This is a genomic window from uncultured Pseudomonas sp. (assembly GCF_913774235.1).
GTDB lineage: Bacteria > Pseudomonadota > Gammaproteobacteria > Pseudomonadales > Pseudomonadaceae > Chryseomonas.
The window spans coordinates 225,354-243,367 of sequence record NZ_CAJYDW010000019.1 but is presented as its reverse complement, the minus strand read 5'-3'; the positions used below and the strand labels follow the sequence as shown (position 1 = coordinate 243,367).

The 18,014-nt window shown below is 67.7% G+C and carries 14 protein-coding genes and 1 pseudogene; 9 read left to right on the top strand and 6 right to left on the bottom strand.

Going from position 1 to position 18,014, the window contains the following annotated elements:
- Positions 1 to 105: 105 nt before the first annotated feature.
- Positions 106 to 666, top strand: coding sequence for a carboxymuconolactone decarboxylase family protein (locus QZ471_RS21650; protein WP_295467715.1), 561 nt, complete (start codon positions 106 to 108; stop codon positions 664 to 666).
- Between the two features lie 13 nt (positions 667 to 679).
- On the opposite strand, the gene QZ471_RS21645 is transcribed toward QZ471_RS21650, so the two are convergent.
- Positions 680 to 1,849, bottom strand: coding sequence for an MFS transporter (locus tag QZ471_RS21645; protein ID WP_295467713.1), 1,170 nt, complete (start codon positions 1,847 to 1,849; stop codon positions 680 to 682).
- Positions 1,850 to 1,945: 96 nt separating this feature from the next.
- Here QZ471_RS21645 and QZ471_RS21640 point away from each other — a divergent pair, with 96 nt between their 5' ends.
- The 3 genes from QZ471_RS21640 (at position 1,946) to QZ471_RS21630 (ending at position 6,527) form a co-directional block, all read left to right on the top strand.
- Positions 1,946 to 2,839 (top strand): LysR family transcriptional regulator, encoded by an 894-nt coding sequence (locus tag QZ471_RS21640; protein WP_295467711.1) that lies wholly within the window; start codon positions 1,946 to 1,948, stop codon positions 2,837 to 2,839.
- Between the two features lie 171 nt (positions 2,840 to 3,010).
- On the top strand, positions 3,011 to 4,429 hold the full coding sequence (locus tag QZ471_RS21635) for a sugar porter family MFS transporter (RefSeq protein WP_295467709.1): 1,419 nt from the start codon (positions 3,011 to 3,013) through the stop codon (positions 4,427 to 4,429).
- A 154-nt stretch (positions 4,430 to 4,583) separates the two neighbouring features.
- Positions 4,584 to 6,527: a methyl-accepting chemotaxis protein gene (locus QZ471_RS21630; RefSeq protein WP_295467707.1), complete on the top strand. Its 1,944-nt coding sequence runs from the start codon at positions 4,584 to 4,586 to the stop codon at positions 6,525 to 6,527.
- A gap of 410 nt (positions 6,528 to 6,937) precedes the next feature.
- On the opposite strand, the gene QZ471_RS21625 is transcribed toward QZ471_RS21630, so the two are convergent.
- Positions 6,938 to 8,374 carry a dihydrolipoyl dehydrogenase gene (locus QZ471_RS21625; RefSeq protein ID WP_295467705.1) on the bottom strand — a complete coding sequence of 479 codons (1,437 nt, stop codon included), beginning with the start codon at positions 8,372 to 8,374 and terminating at the stop codon, positions 6,938 to 6,940.
- 233 nt (positions 8,375 to 8,607) lie between these two features.
- Between QZ471_RS21625 and QZ471_RS21620 the strand changes: the two genes are divergently transcribed.
- Entirely contained in the window at positions 8,608 to 9,114 is a 507-nt protein-coding gene (locus tag QZ471_RS21620) for a hypothetical protein (protein ID WP_295467703.1), read from the top strand.
- Between the two features lie 351 nt (positions 9,115 to 9,465).
- Positions 9,466 to 10,518 carry an acyltransferase gene (locus QZ471_RS21615; protein ID WP_295467701.1) on the top strand — a complete coding sequence of 351 codons (1,053 nt, stop codon included), beginning with the start codon at positions 9,466 to 9,468 and terminating at the stop codon, positions 10,516 to 10,518.
- A gap of 19 nt (positions 10,519 to 10,537) precedes the next feature.
- On the opposite strand, the gene crcB is transcribed toward QZ471_RS21615, so the two are convergent.
- Positions 10,538 to 10,915 carry a fluoride efflux transporter CrcB gene (crcB, locus tag QZ471_RS21610; RefSeq protein WP_295467699.1) on the bottom strand — a complete coding sequence of 126 codons (378 nt, stop codon included), beginning with the start codon at positions 10,913 to 10,915 and terminating at the stop codon, positions 10,538 to 10,540.
- 11 nt (positions 10,916 to 10,926) lie between these two features.
- A complete protein-coding gene (gene nhaA, locus QZ471_RS21605) occupies positions 10,927 to 12,093 on the bottom strand; it encodes a Na+/H+ antiporter NhaA (RefSeq protein ID WP_295467697.1) in 1,167 nt (388 codons plus the stop codon).
- Positions 12,094 to 12,337: 244 nt separating this feature from the next.
- Between nhaA and QZ471_RS21600 the strand changes: the two genes are divergently transcribed.
- Positions 12,338 to 13,501, top strand: coding sequence for an HPP family protein (locus QZ471_RS21600; protein WP_295467695.1), 1,164 nt, complete (start codon positions 12,338 to 12,340; stop codon positions 13,499 to 13,501).
- Between the two features lie 3 nt (positions 13,502 to 13,504).
- Here QZ471_RS21600 and QZ471_RS21595 read toward each other — a convergent pair whose 3' ends face one another.
- Positions 13,505 to 15,130 carry a methyl-accepting chemotaxis protein gene (locus QZ471_RS21595; protein ID WP_295467693.1) on the bottom strand — a complete coding sequence of 542 codons (1,626 nt, stop codon included), beginning with the start codon at positions 15,128 to 15,130 and terminating at the stop codon, positions 13,505 to 13,507.
- Positions 15,131 to 15,278: 148 nt separating this feature from the next.
- Between QZ471_RS21595 and QZ471_RS21590 the strand changes: the two genes are divergently transcribed.
- Together QZ471_RS21590 and QZ471_RS21585 are read left to right on the top strand one after the other, a co-directional pair.
- Positions 15,279 to 15,710, top strand: coding sequence for a DUF4398 domain-containing protein (locus tag QZ471_RS21590; protein WP_295467692.1), 432 nt, complete (start codon positions 15,279 to 15,281; stop codon positions 15,708 to 15,710).
- Between the two features lie 28 nt (positions 15,711 to 15,738).
- Positions 15,739 to 16,113 (top strand): annotated as a pseudogene (locus QZ471_RS21585) (DUF4398 domain-containing protein); the annotation flags it as partial.
- A 59-nt stretch (positions 16,114 to 16,172) separates the two neighbouring features.
- Here QZ471_RS21585 and QZ471_RS21580 read toward each other — a convergent pair.
- Positions 16,173 to 17,831: a bifunctional metallophosphatase/5'-nucleotidase gene (locus QZ471_RS21580; RefSeq protein ID WP_295467688.1), complete on the bottom strand. Its 1,659-nt coding sequence runs from the start codon at positions 17,829 to 17,831 to the stop codon at positions 16,173 to 16,175.
- Positions 17,832 to 18,014 lie beyond the last annotated feature (183 nt).

Below are 18,014 nucleotides of genomic sequence, written 5' to 3'. Positions count from 1 at the left end.
GATGGCTGAGCGCCTACCTCCACCGTGGTTGCCCTGCGAGGCACGGGATGGAAGCATCCAGGCCGTAGTGCCTGCTCATCCACCCATGACTCTGGGAGCCCCCGAATGCCGATCTCATCGCGCCTGACCCCGCTGTCCGAGCAGAACACGACGCCCGAGCAACAGCGGGTGCTGGACGCCATCCTCAGCGGCCCGCGGGGCAATCTCGATGGCCCCTTCCTGGCCTGGGTGCACAGCCCGGCGCTGGCCGACCATGCCCAGCGGCTGGGGGCCTTCTGCCGCTACGGCACCCGGCTGGAAGTGCGCCTCACCGAGCTGGCGATCCTCACCACCGCGGCCTGGTGGCGCTCCCAGGCGGAATGGCAGATCCACGAACCCATCGCCCGTCAGGCGGGGCTGGCGGACGCGGTGATCGAGGCGCTCCGGCAGCGCAACGTGCCGGCGTTCGCAACGCCCGAGGACGCCTGCGTGTATGCCATCGGCATGGCGCTGTACCACACCCGGCGGGTTCCCGATGAGCTCTATCGCCAAGGGGTGACGCTGTTCGGCGAAGCCGGGATGGTGGAGTTGATCGGGGTGTATGGCTACTACAGCCTGGTCGCCATGACCCTCAATGCCTTCGCGGTGGATCGGGGCGGCGACACGCCCCTCCCCTTCGCCGAGTGAGCTCGACTCGCCGCTAGCCGGCCACGGCCGCGCCGGTCGCCCGACCGCGCCAGGCCAGGACCAGGGTCATCGCCAGGCCCAGGGCAGCCATGCCGGCGCCGGCCAGGGAGATGGCCGGATAGCCGAGACCGGCGTCGATCACCGCGCCACCCAGGGCCGCGCCCAGGGCATTGCCCAGGTTGAAGGCGCCGATATTGACCGCCGAGGCCAGGTTGGGGGCGTCCTTGGCGGCTTCCATCACCCGCATCTGCAGCGGCGGCACCAGGGCGAAGCTGGCGATGCCCCAGACGAGGATGGCCACGGCAGCCGCCAGCGGCCAGCGCATCAGCACGCTGAAGGCCAGCAGCACCACGATGAGCACGCCCAGGGAGGCGATCAGGGTGCGGTCGATGGATTTGTCCGCCGCCTTGCCGCCCCAGAGATTGCCCAGGGTCAGGCCGACGCCGAACAGGACCAGCATGGCGGTGATGAAGGCGGTGGACGCGTGCGTCTCGCTGCTCAGGATGGGCGCGATGTAGGTGAAGACGGTGAACATGGCACCCGAGCCGACCACGGTCAGTCCCAGAGCGGCCAGCACCGGGGGGCGAGCCAGCACGCGGATCTCGGCCAGCACCCCGTCGCTCGGCGGCAGGGCCACATTGGGCAGGGCGAACCAGAGCGCGGCCATGGTCAGCAGGCCGAGGCCGGCGATGCCCCAGAAGGCCTGGCGCCAGCCGAGCAATTCACCGAACCAGGTGGCCAGCGGCACCCCGCCGATGGTCGCCAGGGTCAGCCCCATGAACATGGCGGCGACCGCGCCGGCACGCTTGTCCGGGGCCACCACGCTGGCCGCCACCAGGGCGCCGACACCGAAGAAGGCGCCATGGTTGAGCGAGGTCACTACCCGGGCGATCAGTAGGCTGGTGTAGTCGGTCGCCAGGGCTGACAGCAGATTGCCCAGGGTGAAGATGGCCATCAGGCCGATCAGCAGTTGGCGGCGCGGAATGCGGCCGGTGGTCAGGGTCATCAGCGGCGCGCCGATCAGCACGCCCAGGGCATAGGCGCTGATCAAGAGGCCCGCCGCCGGAATGGACACGCCGAGATCGGCGGCGATACCGGGCAGCATGCCCATGGGCGCGAACTCGGTGACGCCGATGCCGAAGGCACCGGTGGCCAGGGCCAGCAAGGGAGGATTGATACGCATGGGAAAGACTCCTTATCTATGCCACGAATGCTAAGCTCCACGCTCAAGCGCCGGTAGACGGCCGTTTTGGCATGCACCTTTGCCCTGGAGTCACAAGTGGATCTGAATGGTCGCTCGGGAGAGATGGCGGTGTTCGCCCAGGTGGTGGAGGCCGGCAGCCTGTCTGCCGCCGCCAGAGCCCTGGGCCTGACGCCTTCCGCGGTAAGTCGCTCCCTCGCCCGCACCGAGCAACGCCTGGGTACCCGCCTGCTGCTGCGCACCACCCGGGCCATCACCCTCACGGCCGAAGGCGAGGCCTATCTGCGCGCGGCGCGACGCATCCTGGCGGATCTGGCCGAGGTGGAAGAGGCCATCGCCGACCAGGGCGTGCCCCAGGGGCGCTTGCGCGTCAGTGCCGCTCTCTACCATGGCCGCATGATCCTGCTGCCCCTGGTGGCGGCCTTCAGCGCCCGCTATCCGGACATCGTGGTGGATCTGGCGCTGGGCGACGAGGTGGTCGATATTCTCGCCGGCCAGGCCGACGTGGCGATCCGTTTCGGCCATTTGGCCGACAGCCCCCTCACCGCACGCCCCCTCGGTGCCACCGGCCAGGTGATAGTGGCCTCCCCCGCCTATCTCGCGCGTCACGGTACGCCCCAGGTGCCGGAAGACCTGCTCGCCCACAACTGTCTGAAATTCAATTTCCGCCGCGCGGCGCCGGACTGGCCCTTTCTGCGTGACGGCCGCCGCTTCGCGCTGAAGATCGCCGGCAACATCGAGTGCAACAGCGGCGAGGCCCTGGCGCAGCTGGCCCGGGAAGGCGCCGGTATCGCCCGCATCGGCGCCTTCAGCGTGGTCGACGACCTGCGCAGCGGCGCCCTGGTGCCGCTGCTGGAAGCCTGGAATCCGGGTGACCAGGAGCCCATCCACGCGGTGTTCGTCGGCGGCGCCGCCATGCCGGCACGGGTGCGGCTGTTCGTGGATTTCCTGGTGGAACGCCTGGGGACCTGAGTGACCGCCATGCCGCGCGCGGAACTCCAACCCACATCCCGGCCCTAATCAGCCACGCCGTTACCCGTGGCGCTCCTTCGCTGACTCGAAACGTCACTCTCGTTCGCTTCGCTGGCGACGGCTGCGCCTGCGTGCCGGCACTTTCGTGTCTAGCCAGGATTTTGCTCTGCCATGTCTGCACCCGCTGCCGTTTCTTCCGCTACCGCCCCTGACCAGCAGGCTTCGGCCCGCCGGCTGATCTTCATCACCGTGCTGGTCGCCACCATGGGCGCCCTGGCCTTCGGCTACGACACCGGCATCATCGCCGGCGCCCTGCCCTTCATGACCCTGCCGGCCGACCAGGGCGGGCTGGGGCTCAACGCCTACACCGAGGGGCTGGTCACCGCCGCGCTGATCGTCGGCGCGGCCTTCGGCTCACTGGCGGCGGGTTATCTCGCTGATCGCCATGGCCGCCGCACCACCCTGCGCCTGCTGTCGATCCTCTTCGTGTTGGGCGCCCTGGGTACCGCGGTGGCGCCCTCGGTGGAGCTGATGGTCGTCGCGCGCTTCGTGCTCGGCCTGGCGGTAGGCGGCGGTTCGGCCACGGTGCCGGTGTTCATCGCCGAGATCGCCGGCCCCAAGCGCCGCGGTCGGCTGGTGAGTCGCAACGAACTGATGATCGTCAGCGGCCAGTTGCTGGCCTATGTGCTCAGCGCCCTGCTCGCCTGGCTGGTGCACGACAACGGCATCTGGCGCTACATGCTGGCCATCGCCATGGTGCCGGGCATCCTGCTGTTCGCCGGCACCTTCCTCTTGCCCACCTCGCCGCGCTGGCTGGCGGCCAAGGGCCGCATCGAAGAAGCCGAGGCGGTACTGGAGCGTCTGCGCGATACGCCCGAAGAGGTGAAACGTGAGGTGCAGGAGATGCGCGAGGCCGAAGATCAGGCCAAGCACCGCCCGCCGCTACGCGAACTGCTCGGCCAGGGCTGGGTGGTCAAGCTGCTCCTGCTGGGCATCGGCCTGGGCTTCGTCGCCCAGTTCACCGGGGTCAACGCCTTCATGTACTACACGCCGATCATCCTCAAGAGCACCGGCATGGGCACCAGTGCGGCCCTCACCGCCACCATCGGCAATGGCGTGGTCTCGGTGATCGCCACCCTGCTCGGCATCTGGGCCATCGGCCGCGCCGGCCGCCGTACCCTGCTGCTGATCGGCCTGGTGATCGTGGTGCTGGCGCAACTGGCGCTGGGCAGCGTGCTGCTCTGGCTGCCCCAGGACCTCACCCAGAGCTACCTGGCGCTGGCCTGCATCCTGGTGTTCCTGCTGTTCATGCAGATGTGCGTCGCCCCGGTGTACTGGCTGCTGATGTCGGAGCTATTTCCCAACCAGGTTCGCGGCCTGCTCACCGGGGTGGCAGTGGCCGTGCAGTGGCTGTGCAACGCCACCGTGGCCTTCAGCTTTCCGGTGGCCCTGGAGGCCATCGGCAACTACACCTTCTACGTCTTCGCGGCGATCAACCTGGGCTCGCTGGTGTTCGTGTTCTGCTGCCTGCCGGAGACGCGCGGCAAGTCCCTGGAGGAAATCGAGCGCCATTTGAAGAAGGAGCTGTAACGGGTCGTTGGCCGACCGATCGGCGATTTTCCGGCTTGCTGCGGAGCAAATGGAATAATTTATTACCCAGTATCAAGTCGAACCATCCCGAGCCGATGCAGAGTGAAGGCATGTCGCCGCCATTTCTCTCGTCAGGCGCAATCGGGGCTCTTCGATGAACATCAAACAGAAATTGACATCGCTCTTCATAGTGACCGCCTGCGTACCAGTCATCCTGGTGGCAGGCATAGTCATCATGACTATTCGCAGCCAGGCCACCGACGACTTTCTCGATGGCAGCGGCCGCGAAATCCGCCAGATCGACCGCAACATCCAGCAGTTCTTTTCCGGCATCCAGCAGAACATCGACTTCCTGGCCAAGGAACCCTTCATCCTCGGCCTGAACGGCTTGAAGCAGTACATGGGCGCCGATGCGGCCCAGCTGCCGCAGCCCCAAATCGGCCAACAGGCGCTGGACTACTTCGCCCGTTTCGCCAAGACCCATCCCACTACCGCCTACCTCTCGGTCGGGCTGACCGACGGCGGCTACGTCAGTTGGCCGGACGACACCAAGCTGGCCAACTACGATCCGCGCGTGCGCCCCTGGTACCAGACCGCGATGGCCAATCCGGGCAAGGTGGTCCGGACGCCGGCCTATTACTGGGCCGCCGATGACGTTTCCCTGATGGGCGTGGTGCGCACCATCGAAGACGCCAGCGGCAAGGTGCGCGGGGTGGTCGGCCTGGACATCTCCCTCAAGCAGCTGACCGACCTGGTGAAGAGCATCACCCTCGGCAAGAGCGGCTACCTAATGCTGGTGGAAGACAACGGCAACGTGCTGGTCGACCCCCGCGAGCCCAAACATAACTTCAAGCAGCTCAAGGAGCTGGGCGACGCCTACCAGACCCTGAGCGGCATCCAGAGCGGCCTGGGTGAGGTCACCATCGACGGCACCGACTACATGGTCAACGTCTATCAGGCCAAGGACCTGGGCTGGAAATTCATCGGCCTGATCGAGCGTAGCGAGGTGATGGGCAAGGCCACTCACCTGACCTGGCTGATCGCCGGCATCACCGCCGTGCTGGCGCTGGTGTTCGCCCTGCTCGGCGCCGCCTTCGCCGGCATGATCGTGCGGCCGATCCGTGGCGTGTCCGCCGGCCTGGAATCCATCGCCCAGGGCGAAGGCGACCTGACCAAGAGCCTGAACGTCCAGGGCAAGGACGAAACCGCCACCCTGGCCGGCTGGTTCAACCAGTTCCTCGCCAGCATTCGCCAACTGGTGCAACGCATCGGCCAGGCCTCCAACGACCTGCAACAGGCCTCCGAGACCACCACCCAGGCCGCCGCCAGCATGAACGAGGTGGCCGGGCGCCAGCGCGAGGCCGTGGAACTGGTGTCCACCGCCTTCAACGAGATGGTCGCCACCTCCAACGAGGTCGCCCGCTCCTGCAGCCAGGCCGCGGCGTCCGCCGATGTCGGCCATCACAAGGTGCAGGAAGGTTACGGCCAGATCGAACGCGCCACCGGCAATGTCAACCAACTCAGCGGCAGCCTGGCCCAGTCGGCCCAGGCCATGGCCGTGCTGGAGCAGGACAGCCAGAACATCAACACCATCCTCGACACCATCCGCGGCATCGCCGAACAGACCAACCTGCTGGCCCTCAACGCGGCCATCGAAGCGGCCCGTGCCGGCGAGCAAGGTCGCGGCTTCGCCGTGGTAGCCGACGAGGTGCGCGCCCTGGCCAAGCGCACCGCCGACTCCACCGGCGAGATCGACGGCCTGCTGGGCAACCTGGCGCGCAAGACCCAGGAGGTCACCCGCCAGATCGAGACCAGTCTGCAGCTGTCGCAGACCAGCGTGACCTCGATCAGCGAGGCGCGCGGCAGCTTCGAAGGCATCCGCCACTCGGTGGACGACATCCGCAACCAGGCCCTGCAGATCGCCGCAGCGGCCGAGGAACAACACCAGGTGGCCGAGGACATCAATCGCCACATCGCCCAGATCCAGGACGATGCCCAGCAGGTGGAAGGCCTGGCCCAGTCCACCAGCCACGACTCCTCGCGCCTGTCGCAACTCTCCGGCGAACTGAACGGCCTGGTTCGCCGCTTCAGGACCTGATGGCTGCCTGGTGGTAGCAAAAGCCCCGCGGGTGATCCCGGCGGGGCTTTTTTTGTTGGGCGAGTTTCGATGATGCAGCGCCGTTGTTCACGTTAGGAGCACGGCACTGCGCAGCCCGACAAGGTGGGCGTATCAGCGCAAGAGCGCCCTCACCCCAGCCCTCTCCCAGAGGGAGAGGGGGTGGAGTCATCTTCCGCGCCGGGTAGCCCCCTCGGAGCAGGAGGAGGCGGTAGTCAGCACTCAAACCGGATGGCTACTCTCCCGTGCGCGGGGAAGGAGGTGGTAGTGCCCCACGCCGGACAGCCCCCTCTCCCGCCTGCGGGAGAGGGTTGGGGCGAGGGTGCCTCTAGCAAAATCGTAGCGTGGAAAACGGCGTAGCCTTTTCCACTTCTGGCCCACCCTGGCGCCCCTCAAGCCCCGGACGGCGAGCCCTGGTCGCGGTCGCTGCGCAGGCTGCTGTGGGCGGCCTTGCAGATCTCGCGCAGGCCGGTCTTGAGGCCTTCCTCCAGCGTCGGATGGTAGAACGGCATGTCGAGCAGCGAGCTGGCGGTCTCGCCATGGATCAGCGCCAGTACCAGCAGATGGCCGATATGATCCATGCCCGGCCCGACCATGGCGGCGCCGGTCAGCTTGCCGGTGCCTGGCTCGGCGTAGAAGCGGGCGATGCCCTGGTTACGCGCCTCGACCCGGGCACGACCCTGGTCGTGATAGGAAGAGGTACCGATCAGGCTGCCCGCGTCGGGCGGGTTGCCCAGCACGGCCACCGGCGGATCGGTGAAGATCAGCGAGAACGCCGGCGATCTCGGGGTGGGTCGCACCTCGGGATAGCAGGCGGCATTGTGCCCGGCGATGGCGCCTTCGTCGGACGCCTCATGGAGAACGGGCCGATCATGGTCGGCATCGCCGGCGATGAAGATCGACGAGTCACCGCACTGCATCGTCTGGGGGTCGTAGAGCGGGGTGCCATGGTCGTCCAGCTCGAGGCCGGTGGTCTCCAGCCCCAGGCCCTGCAGTCGTGGCGGTCGCCCAGCAGCCACCAGCACGAAGTCGAAATCGCCCTCGCCGCTCGCCGCGCCGGACCAGGACAGCCGCGCACCCTCGCCTTCGCGCCGGGCATCCACCTCGACATTCAGGTACAGGGTCAGGTCCTGCTCCAGGATCTGGCGCAATTCGGCCTTCACCTCGGCGTCCTTGAGCGCGCCGAGGCCGTCGTCCTGCCCGAACAGGGTGACCGCCACCCCCAGGCGAGCCATGGCCTGGGCCAGCTCCAGGCCGACCGGGCCGGTGCCGATGACCGCCAGGGAGCGTGGCAGGTCTGGCAACTCGAAGATCGTATCATTGGTCAGTGCACGGTCGCCGAGCCGGTCGAACGGGGCCGGTACCAGCGGATAGGAGCCGGTGGCGATGACCACGCTGCGGGCCTGAATGGTCCGACCATCGCTGAGCTGCAGGCGGTCTGCCGCTACGAAGCGAGCGGTGGCGCACTGGGCCACGCCCGCGGGCAACTTCTCGAATCCCTGCTTGGTGGCGGCGACGAAATGGTCGCGCTCGCGACGCACCCGCGCCATGACCGCCGCGCCATCGACCCTGATGCCGCCCACCTCGATGCCGAAGGTGCCGGCCCGCTGCACAGCGTGGTGGGCCTCGCCAGCGACGATCAGCAACTTGGACGGCATGCAGCCCACCGAGGCGCAGGTGGTACCGGCCCAGCGGTCGTCGATCAACAGGGTGCTAGCGCCCTGGCGGCGGGCCGCGCGTTCGGCGGCGAGGCCGGCGGTGCCGGCACCGATCACGGCGACATCGCAGTGCAGATCCGGGGTGTTCGAAGACTGTACGGGGTCACTCATCACGTCACCTGACATTTCGGAGGGTTACCCGACTCGCGCCAGGGCTCTAGCTAGGGACCCTAAGCGCAGCGTTGAGGTTGCATCGCCAAGGCGTGACCCACTTCGACAAAAATCCGACATTTTTTGTCAGTAGCGTCAAAATTCATGCCGCTGGTCGCCTTATACTGGCGTTATGGAACCATCGAGGTGTGACGCCCTCAATCTAGTCAACTTAAATGGACGAAGGCCCTCACATGGAACGTGATCTCAGCAAGATTTCGCTCATCACCGATTGGTCATACCTGATCGCCCTGGAGACCGGCCTGTTCACTCGCGGTGAACTCAGCGGCGCGGTACTCAAGGCCCTCAACGACCAGGCCCGCCTACTCTCCCGGCGTTACCTGGTGCAGAAGTCCAAACTGGACGTGCGCCGGTTGACTCCCGCGGAAACCGAGATCCTCGACACCCTGAGCGAGACCGCCGCGAACCTGCGCCGACGTCAGCGGCTGCCGCACAACATCGTCAAGAGCCTGCGCGCCGGTGGCCTGATCGCCGCTGTCGAGCGCAGTGTCTGCGCCGCGGGCGTCCTGCAGTGCCACAACGGCTTTTACGAAGACGGCCTGGAACCCGGTGCCTTCGAACGCATCGTCATGCGCCATCCGCAGGAATTCGGCGACCACGCCCGGCAGAGCGCCGCGCTCTACTTCGCCGAGCACGCCCCGCCGGTCACCCTCGACCAACCGCTGCAGGCCAGCGCCTGATGCGCGGGACGCGCGTGCCCGACGTGGCGGCCGGGAGGCCCCAGTCCACGTCCGCGCGCGCGCGTCCCTCGTTCTGGGTTGCCACCGCCATGCTGCCCTGCCCCCGTCCCCGGCGTCCGCTGCCGCCCACGCGCGACCCGCTCAGCCCCCCATAGCTCCCCGCCCTCGCCGGCCGGCCGATCGTCCCGATCGCGTCCGCTGCCACCCACCCGTTGCCGGCACTGCCGGCAACGGCCTTTGCTGCGCTCGCCCCGAGGCGAGCGCGCCTGCCGAGGTCGACGTCCCTCCCTGCGCCTGCTGATCATCGCCGGGCGTTGGGTGCGACCGTGACCGCGGCCGCGAGGAGCAACCATGCCTACTCCACCCGTCACTCACGAACGCAACAACTTCGATTTCCTCCGCTTCGCCGCCGCTTCCACCGTGGTCGTCGGCCACGGCTTCTGGCTCTCGGGCCGTCTCGACGCCGAGCCCATCCTGCAACTCACCGGCTTCACCGATGCCGCCAGCATCGCCGTCTACGTGTTCTTCGTGATCAGCGGCTTCCTGATCACCGCGTCCTTCCAGCGCAGTCGCCACCCGCTGGACTTCCTCGCCAAACGTGCCCTGCGGATCTTTCCGGCGCTGATCGTCTCGGTGCTCTTCTCGGTACTGGTAGTGGGCTGGCTCGCCACCACCCATGACACCGGCGCCTATTTCAGCGACCGCCAGACCCTGGGCTTCTTCAAGAACATCCTCCTGCTGACCCGCTTCGAACTGCCCGGGGTGTTCGCCGACAACCCCTTTCCCGACACGGTGAACGGCAGCTACTGGACCCTGCCCTACGAGGTGTTCATGTACCTCTCGGTGCTGATTATCGGGGTGCTGGGGCTGCTGACTCGCTCGGTGGTCATGGCCACCCTGGTGGTGCTGGTACTGGGCAACTTCCTGTTGCTGCCGCAGATGGGCATTGCCAGCTTCGTACTGCACAAGGTGTTCAGCCTGGGGATGTTCTTCTTCGCCGGCGCCCTGCTGCAGCTCGCGGGACCGCGCATCCCCTGGCGCCTGGACATCGCCCTGGCGCTCTGCCTGCTGTCACTGGCGGCCGTCGTCTGGCATGTCCTGCCGGTGATCCACCTGGTATCGCTGTCCTACGTGATCATCTACCTGGCCCGGGCCCGGGTCCCGCTGCTGCACGGCTTCGGCCGCTGCGGCGACTATTCCTACGGCCTCTACCTGTTCAACTTCCCGGTGCAGCAATTGCTCATGCACAGCTTTCCCGACAGCTTCTCGCTGGGTGGCTTCCTGCTGCTGAGCTATGGCCTCACGCTGGGCCTCGCGGTGCTGTCCTGGCACCTGATCGAGGCGCCGGCGCTGAGATTCAAGCCAAGGCGCAAGGCCCTGGCGCCCTCCACGCCCCAGCCCTGAGGGCACCTGGCCGCGCGGCTCAGCCGAGTCGCGCGGCCAGGGCGAAGCCCGCCAGGGTCATGAGCAGCGAACCCAGCACATGGGCGCTGACGGTGAGCGCCGCCCAGCCGAGGCGGCCGCTCTGCAACAGGCTCACCACCTCGGCGGAAAAGGTCGAGAAGGTGGTGAAGCCGCCGCAGAAACCGGTCACCAGGAGCAGCTTCCAGTTCGGGTCCAGTCCGGGATAGCGGGCGAAGAGGCCGAGCGCCAGCCCGATGACGAAGCCGCCGACCAGATTCACCAGCAGGGTTCCCAGGGGCAACTGGGCGAGCACGGCGTTGAGCCGCAGACCGATCCACCAGCGGCAGGCGCTACCCACCGCTCCCCCGAGCATTACCGCGAACAACGCATAGGGCATGACCTTTCCTCTCAACGACGCGCCGCGAACAGCAGGACGGCGACACCCGCCAGGGCCGACAGCAAGGACCCCAGCAGCACGCCGATCTTGACCTCGTCCACCAGGAAGGGCGCCGTGGGAAAGGCCAGGGCGCCGATGAACAGGCTCATGGTGAAGCCGATGCCGCACAGCAGGGCCACGCCATAGAGCTGCAGCCAGCTGGCACCTTCCGGCAGCCGCGCCAGGCCACTGCGGATGGCCAACAGCACCAGCAGCGAGATGCCGACCTGCTTGCCGAGGAACAGTCCCAGGGCCACGCCGAGGGGCACCGGGTCCAGCAGATTGGCGGGCGCGATGCCGGCCAGGGAGACCCCGGCATTGGCGAAGCCGAACAGCGGCACGATGAGGAAGGCCACCCAGGGATGCAGGGCGGACTCCAACCGGAGCAGCGGCGAGGCGGCGTCGGCCTCGGTGTCGCCCAGGGGAATGTACAGCGCCAGGATCACCCCGGCCAGGGTCGCATGGATACCCGAGCGCAGCATGCAGAACCACAGCAGCGCCCCGACCAGCAGATAAGGCAGCAGCGCCGTGACCTTGAGCCGATTGAGCACCAGGAGCACCGCCACCAGACCGGCCGCGGCCAGCAGCATGGCGGTGGACAGGTCGCTGGTGTAGAACAGGGCGATGATCAGCACGGCGCCGAGGTCGTCGAGGATCGCCAGCGCCGAGAGGAATACCTTGAGCGAGGGCGGCACGCGCGAGCCCAGCAGCGACAGCACGCCGAGGGCGAAGGCGATGTCGGTGGCGGCAGGAATCGCCCAGCCGGCGAGGGTCTGGGAATCGTGGCGATTGACCAGGGCATAGAGCAGTGCCGGCACCAGCATGCCACCCAGGGCCGCCAGCCCTGGCAGGGCGCGGTCGCTCCAGCGGGCGAGTTGGCCGACCACCATCTCGCGCTTGATCTCCAGGCCCACCAGCAAGAAGAACAGGGCCATCAGGCCGTCGTTGATCCAGTGGCCGAGGGACAGGCCGCCGACAACGGCGTGCAGGCTGGCGAAATAGGTGTCGGCCAGGGGCGAGTTGGCGACGACGAGGGCAATGGCGGCGGCGAGCATCAGCACGATGCCGCCCGCGGCTTCGGCCGCACAGAATTTGTTGAGAAAGGCCAGGGCCTTGGCCGGAGCGAGAGAGGAAGTCACGGGCAGCCTAACTCCGCGCGGCGGCCCGACCTGCGCTTGATTCAACCTGTCCTTCCGCACGATTGCGGCGACACCCAGCCGCCGATGGTACACCGCTCCAGCCTTCCTGCGCAGCCGCCAATCCGGCGACCGCTCTGGCACGGGGTCGGCCGCAACCGCGCTCGCCGTCCAGGCGCGCGGACCTTGCCAGGGGCGCCTTGGCGGAGGACCATCAGCGCCCGTTCTGCCCGCCCGTCGCCGTGCCATGTCCCAGGATTCCCCATCGCCCGCTGCCACCCGCTGCTCCCGCCTCGCCCAGGGCCTGCGCGCCTTCTGGCCGGCGCCCCTGGCCATCGACGGCCGCGAGCGCCTGCGCGCCAGCCTTGGCGCCGGACTCGGCATCCTGCTCGCCGCGCTGTTGGCGGCCTGGTGGCTGGAAGGCCAGCCGGTGCATCAGCATGGCGCCCTGGCGCTGGCCCTGGTGGCACCACTGGGTGCCAGCGCCGTACTGGTGTTCGCCCTGCCCGCCAGTCCGCTGGCGCAGCCCTGGTCGGTGGTAGGTGGCAATACCCTCTCGGCGCTGATCGGCATCGCCTGCGCGCTGTGGATTCCCGAGGCCAACCTGGCCGCCGCCGTGGCGGTGGCCCTGGCCATCGCCGCCATGTTCGCCCTGCGTTGCCTGCATCCGCCGGGCGGGGCTTCGGCGCTGCTGATGGTGCTGATCGGCGCCCAGGATTTCAGCTACGCCTGGAGCCCGGTAGCGCTGGACTCGTTGCTGCTGGTCGCTGCCGGACTGCTCTACAACAACCTTACCCGCCGTCCCTGGCCCCATGTGCCGCGCCCGGCCGAACCGAGCGGCGAGACGCGCCTGCAGCGCGCCGACCTCGACGCGGTGCTGGCGCGCTACAACCAGGTGCTGGACATCAGCCGCGACGACCTCGCCGAGCTGCTCGAACAGGTGGAGGCCCGCGCCTACCAGCGCAAGATGGGCGAGTTGCGCTGCGCCGATGTGATGAGTCGCGAGCCGGTGACGGCCCGCGCCGAGATGCCGCTGCAGGAAGCCTGGGCGCTGATGCGCGCCCGGCGCATCAAAGCGCTGCCGGTCACCGACCGCCAGGGCCATCTGCTGGGTATCGTCACCGTCGCCGACTTCATGCGCCAGATCGACCTGGACGTCCACGAAGGCCTCGGCTGGCGCCTGCGCTCCCTGGTCCGCCCGCGGGCCCGCCAGGGCGAGCGCACCGTGGGCCTGATCATGACCCGTACCGTGCGGGTGGCCAGCGCCGACCGCCTGCTGATCGACCTGGTGCCGGTGTTCTCCGAGAACGGCCACCGGCACGTCCCCATCATCGACGGGTCGCGGCGCCTGGTGGGCATCATCACCCAGTCGGACCTGATCCGCGCGCTGTACCAGGCGGTGCGGGCCTAGCCGTCACACCTGGAAGCGATTCACCAGGCCCTGCAGGTCCACCGCCAGCCGCGACAGCTCCTGGCTGGCGGCGCTGGTCTGGCGCGCACCGTCCGCGGACTGGGTGGAGAGATCGCGGATATTGACCAGGTTGCGGTCCACCTCGCGGGCTACCTGGGCCTGCTCCTCGGCGGCGCTGGCGATCACCAGGTTGCGCTCGTACATCTCGCCGATGCGACTATTGATCTCCACCAGGGCCTCCCCGGCGGTTTCCGCCAGCGCCCGGGTGGACTGGGCGCGCTGGCTGCTGTCCTGCATGGAATCCAACGCCTGGCTGGCGCCGCTGCGCATGCCGGAGACCATCTGCTCGATCTCGTGGGTGGACTGCTGGGTACGGCTGGCCAGGGCGCGCACCTCGTCGGCCACCACGGCGAAACCCCGTCCGGCCTCCCCGGCACGGGCCGCCTCGATGGCGGCGTTGAGCGCCAGCAGGTTGGTCTGCTCGGCGATGGCGCGGATCACGTCGAGTACCTTGCCGATGTCCTGGGACTGCTCGGCCAGGCGCTGCACCACGTTGCCGGTGGCGGCGACCTCATCGGACAGCGCACCGATGGCGCCCAGGGTATCGGCCACCCGCGCCTGCCCTTGCTGCGCTGCCTGGCTGGAAGCACGCGAGGCTTCGGAGGTGGAGACCGCGTTGCGCGCCACTTCGTCCACCGCAGTGCTCATCTCGGTGACGGCGGTGGCCGCCTGCTCGATTTCCTCGTTCTGCCGCTGCAGGCCCTGGCCGGCCGCCTCGGTCACCGCATTGAGCTGCTCGGCGGCGGTGGCGAGCTGAGTGGAAGAACCGGCGATACGCGACAGGGTCTCGCGCAGTTGTTCCTGCATCTGCTGCAGGGCACGCTGCAATTCGCTGACCTCATCGCGCCCCGTTACCGCCAGGGTCTGGGTCAGGTCGCCCTGGGCGACGCGGCGGGCGGCCAGCAAGGCGTCGCGCAGCGGCCGGACGATGCTCACGGTCAGTAACCAGGCCATCACCACCGTGGCCAGGGCGGCCAGGGCCATCACCGCGATGACGATCAGCCGTGAGGCGTCGTAGCGCTCGGCGGATATCTGGCCGTCGCGCTCGATGCCTGCGGCGTAGAAGTCGCCCAGCTCGCCCAGCTGCTTGCCGGTGCCATCCACCACCGGCTTCATGTCTACCAGGGTAAGCTTGTTGAGCGCGGCGGTATCGCCCTTGCGGGCCAGCGCGAAGGCGTCGGTCATGCCCTGCTGGTAGGTGGCGAAGTCGCGCTTGAACAGGTCCCAGCGCTGCCGTTCCTCGGGAGAGTCGACGAACCCTTCGTAGGCCTTGATGCCTTCCAGCAGGACCTTGTTGCGTGCCTCGTACTGGCTCACGTAGGTATCGATGTTGCGTGGGTCCGGGTCCAGCGCCAGGCGCAGGGAGATGGTCCTGATGCGCAGCATGTTCTCGCGGATGGCATCCACCGCGCGGATGCTCGGCACCCAGTCACGCTCAGTGACCACCTGGCGCTCACGAATACCCGCCATCTGCGCCAGGGAGAACCAGCCGAGAAAGGCCACCATCAGGGCGATCAGGCCGAAGCCCAGCGCCGCTCGGGGCGCGATGTTGCAGGTGCGTAGCAGCATGGAGATCCTCGTGGCCGGCGGCCCTATTGTTGTCTGACAACGTATATCGGCCGCATCCGTGCCAGCTTGAGCGCAGCGAACCTCGCCGCGTTTTCGTCGTCTCAAAGGCACTGTCGCCCATTTCGGGCGACCTGACAGGAAAGTTCGGATGAAAACCGGTCCCTCTCGTGCCTCCTCGTTCTCCGCGCCGCGCGCGCTGCTGGCCAGCCTGGTCCTGGGCGGCGGTCTGCTGCTGGCGGGCTGCGCCGGCAATCCGCCGACCGCGCAGATGGCCGTGACCCAGTCGGCCGTCAATGAAGCCGTCAGCTCCGGCGGCAACCAGTACGCCCCCATCGAGACCAAGTCGGCCCAGGACAAATGGACCCAGGCCCAGACCGCCCTCTCCAACGAGAAATACGCCGAAGCCAAGCAACTGGCCGAGCAGGCCGAGTGGGATGCCCGCCTGGCCACCCGCAAGACCCAGGCCGCCAAGGCCGAGGCGGCGCTCAAGGATGCGCAGAACAGCATCCAGCAGATCCGCGAAGAAGGTCAGATCAACCTGCAGTTGCAACAGAATCTACAGAAAAAAGTGCAGCAGTAAGCTGCCGCTCTCTTGAAGGACAAAGCCCATGCGTAAATCTTTCCTGCTTCCGGTGCTGTCGGCGCTGACCCTGACCCTGGCCGCCTGCGCCACCCCGCCCAACCCCAACCTGGAAAAGGCGCGCAACGACTACGCCGCCCTGGAATCCCAGCCCCAGGCTGCCCAACTGGCCGCCCTGGAGACCAAGGATGCCGGTACCTGGCTGGCCAAGGCCGACAAGGCCTACAAGGACGGTGAGAACGAGAAGACCGTCGACCAACTGGCCTACCTGACCCAGCAGCGCATCCAGACCGCCATGCAGACCATCAAGCTGCGCCTGGCCGAAGCCGAGCTGAAGAAGACCGATGCCGAGCGCGGCGAAGCCCGCCTGAATACCCGCACCCAGCAGTTGCAACAGCTGCAGAAAGCGGTCAAGTAAGGTCTTGGGTCACGGCGCCTGGGCTCCGTGACCTTTCCCGCCCCTCAGCCGTCCTGGCGGCGGATACGCCCGGCCGGTTCGCCCTGCCCTGCTGGCCGCCCCTGCCGGTCCTGCTGCACCAGATAACGCTCCAGCGCCTCCAGATCGGTGATCTTCATCGCCAGACGATTACTGCCCGCCTTCAGCAAAGTCGCCCCATCGCCACCATCGGCGAGGAAACTATTGACCACCAGGCGATAGATCCGCCGATCATCCAGCGCCTGGCCATCCAGGCGCACACTGCCAGGTACCACCCGTTGCCCGATCGGACGCCGGGCGTCCCAGGCGTAGGTGAAGCCGGCGGATACCTGGAAGGGCTCGACAGGATCGCGGCGCCATGGCTGCTCCAACAGCTCACGTAGCTGAGCGCCGGTCAGGTCGATCAGGGTCAGGCGATTGGCGAAGGGTTGGCAACTGAACAACTGGGCATAGGTGAGCCGTTCCTGGCCAGGTGCCAGGGCCAGCTCATTGCGGATGCCGCCGCTGTTGGTCAGGGCGAGCTGCGCCCCCAGGGGCCGCGCCGCCGCCAACTGGGCATCGGCGATCAGGTCGCCCAGGGCGCTTTCTCCAGCGCTGTTGACGCCTTTCTCCAGACGCGGCGTACCCAGCCGGGCGATGGGCCGCTCCAGTACCGCCTGGCTGCGCGCCGCCACCCGGGCCACCAGCGCGGCCAGTTGCGGATCGGCCGGATACTGGCGGGGAATCACCGGCAGGTTTTCCACCTGCACCCGGGTGACCCGGTGCTGGCGCGGGTCGATCTGCAGGCTCACATGGCTGACCAACTGGCCGTAGGCGCCACCCTGGAATACCGGTATCCGCCCTACGTGGCAGGTGTAGGCCTGGTGGCTATGGGCGCTGGCCACCAGGTCCACCGCCGGGCCGAGGCGCTTGACCACCTCGACGATGGGGCCCTGCAGGTCGTGGCAGTCACGGCCCGGGTCCTCGCTGGTACCACCCTGGTGGATGACCGCGACGATGGCGTCCACGCCCTGGGCGCGCAACTCAGGAATCAGCGCCTTGATGCTGTCGGCCTCGTCGGTGACCTTCAGGCCCACCAGGCCCTTGGGCGCCACCACCTGGTCCAGTTCTTTGAGCACCGCCCCGACGAAGGCGATCTTCTGACCGTGGGCGGTGAGGATGCGATAGGCCGGAAACAGCGGCTTGCCGGTCTGGGCGTCCAGCAGATTGGCGGCCAGATAGGGAAAGCGCGCGCCCTGCCAGTGCGGTTCGAACTGGCAAGCCTTGGCTGGCCGGTCGGAGTCGCAGCCGCCATGGGCCAGCCGCAGCAATTCGGCCTTGCCATTGTCCAGCTCGTGGTTGCCGACCGCCGAGAGTTGCAGGCCGAGCAGGTTCATGGCCTGCAGGGTGGGTTCGTCGGCCCACAGCGCCGACACCGCCGGGCTGGCGCCGATCAGGTCGCCACTGCCGATCACCAGGGTCTGGGGATCCTGCTGCCGCAGGTGGTCGATCACCCCGCCGACGTTGGCCACGCCGCCGACCAATTGCCCCGGCTGGCCCTGGCCGAACAGCGCCGGATTGGGCTGCAAGTAACCGTGGAAATCATTGATCAGCGCCAGGTTGACCGTGACCGATTCAGGCGGAGCATGGGCACAGCCAAGCAGCAGCAGGGACAGGGCGGCAAGGGGCATGACACGAGAGGACATCGGCTAATTCCTGGGCTAACCCGCGCGCTAGAGCGGCGCGACTCGATTCGGGGGCGGTAGTCTGCTCGGCTTAGATGACAGTCCGACGTCGTCCAAAAACTGACGTCAAACCGTCAACGGCAAGTAAAGAACACGTCACCGAAGCGTCAAGGACGCTTGTTAGGGTCTCCGGCTTCCGACCAA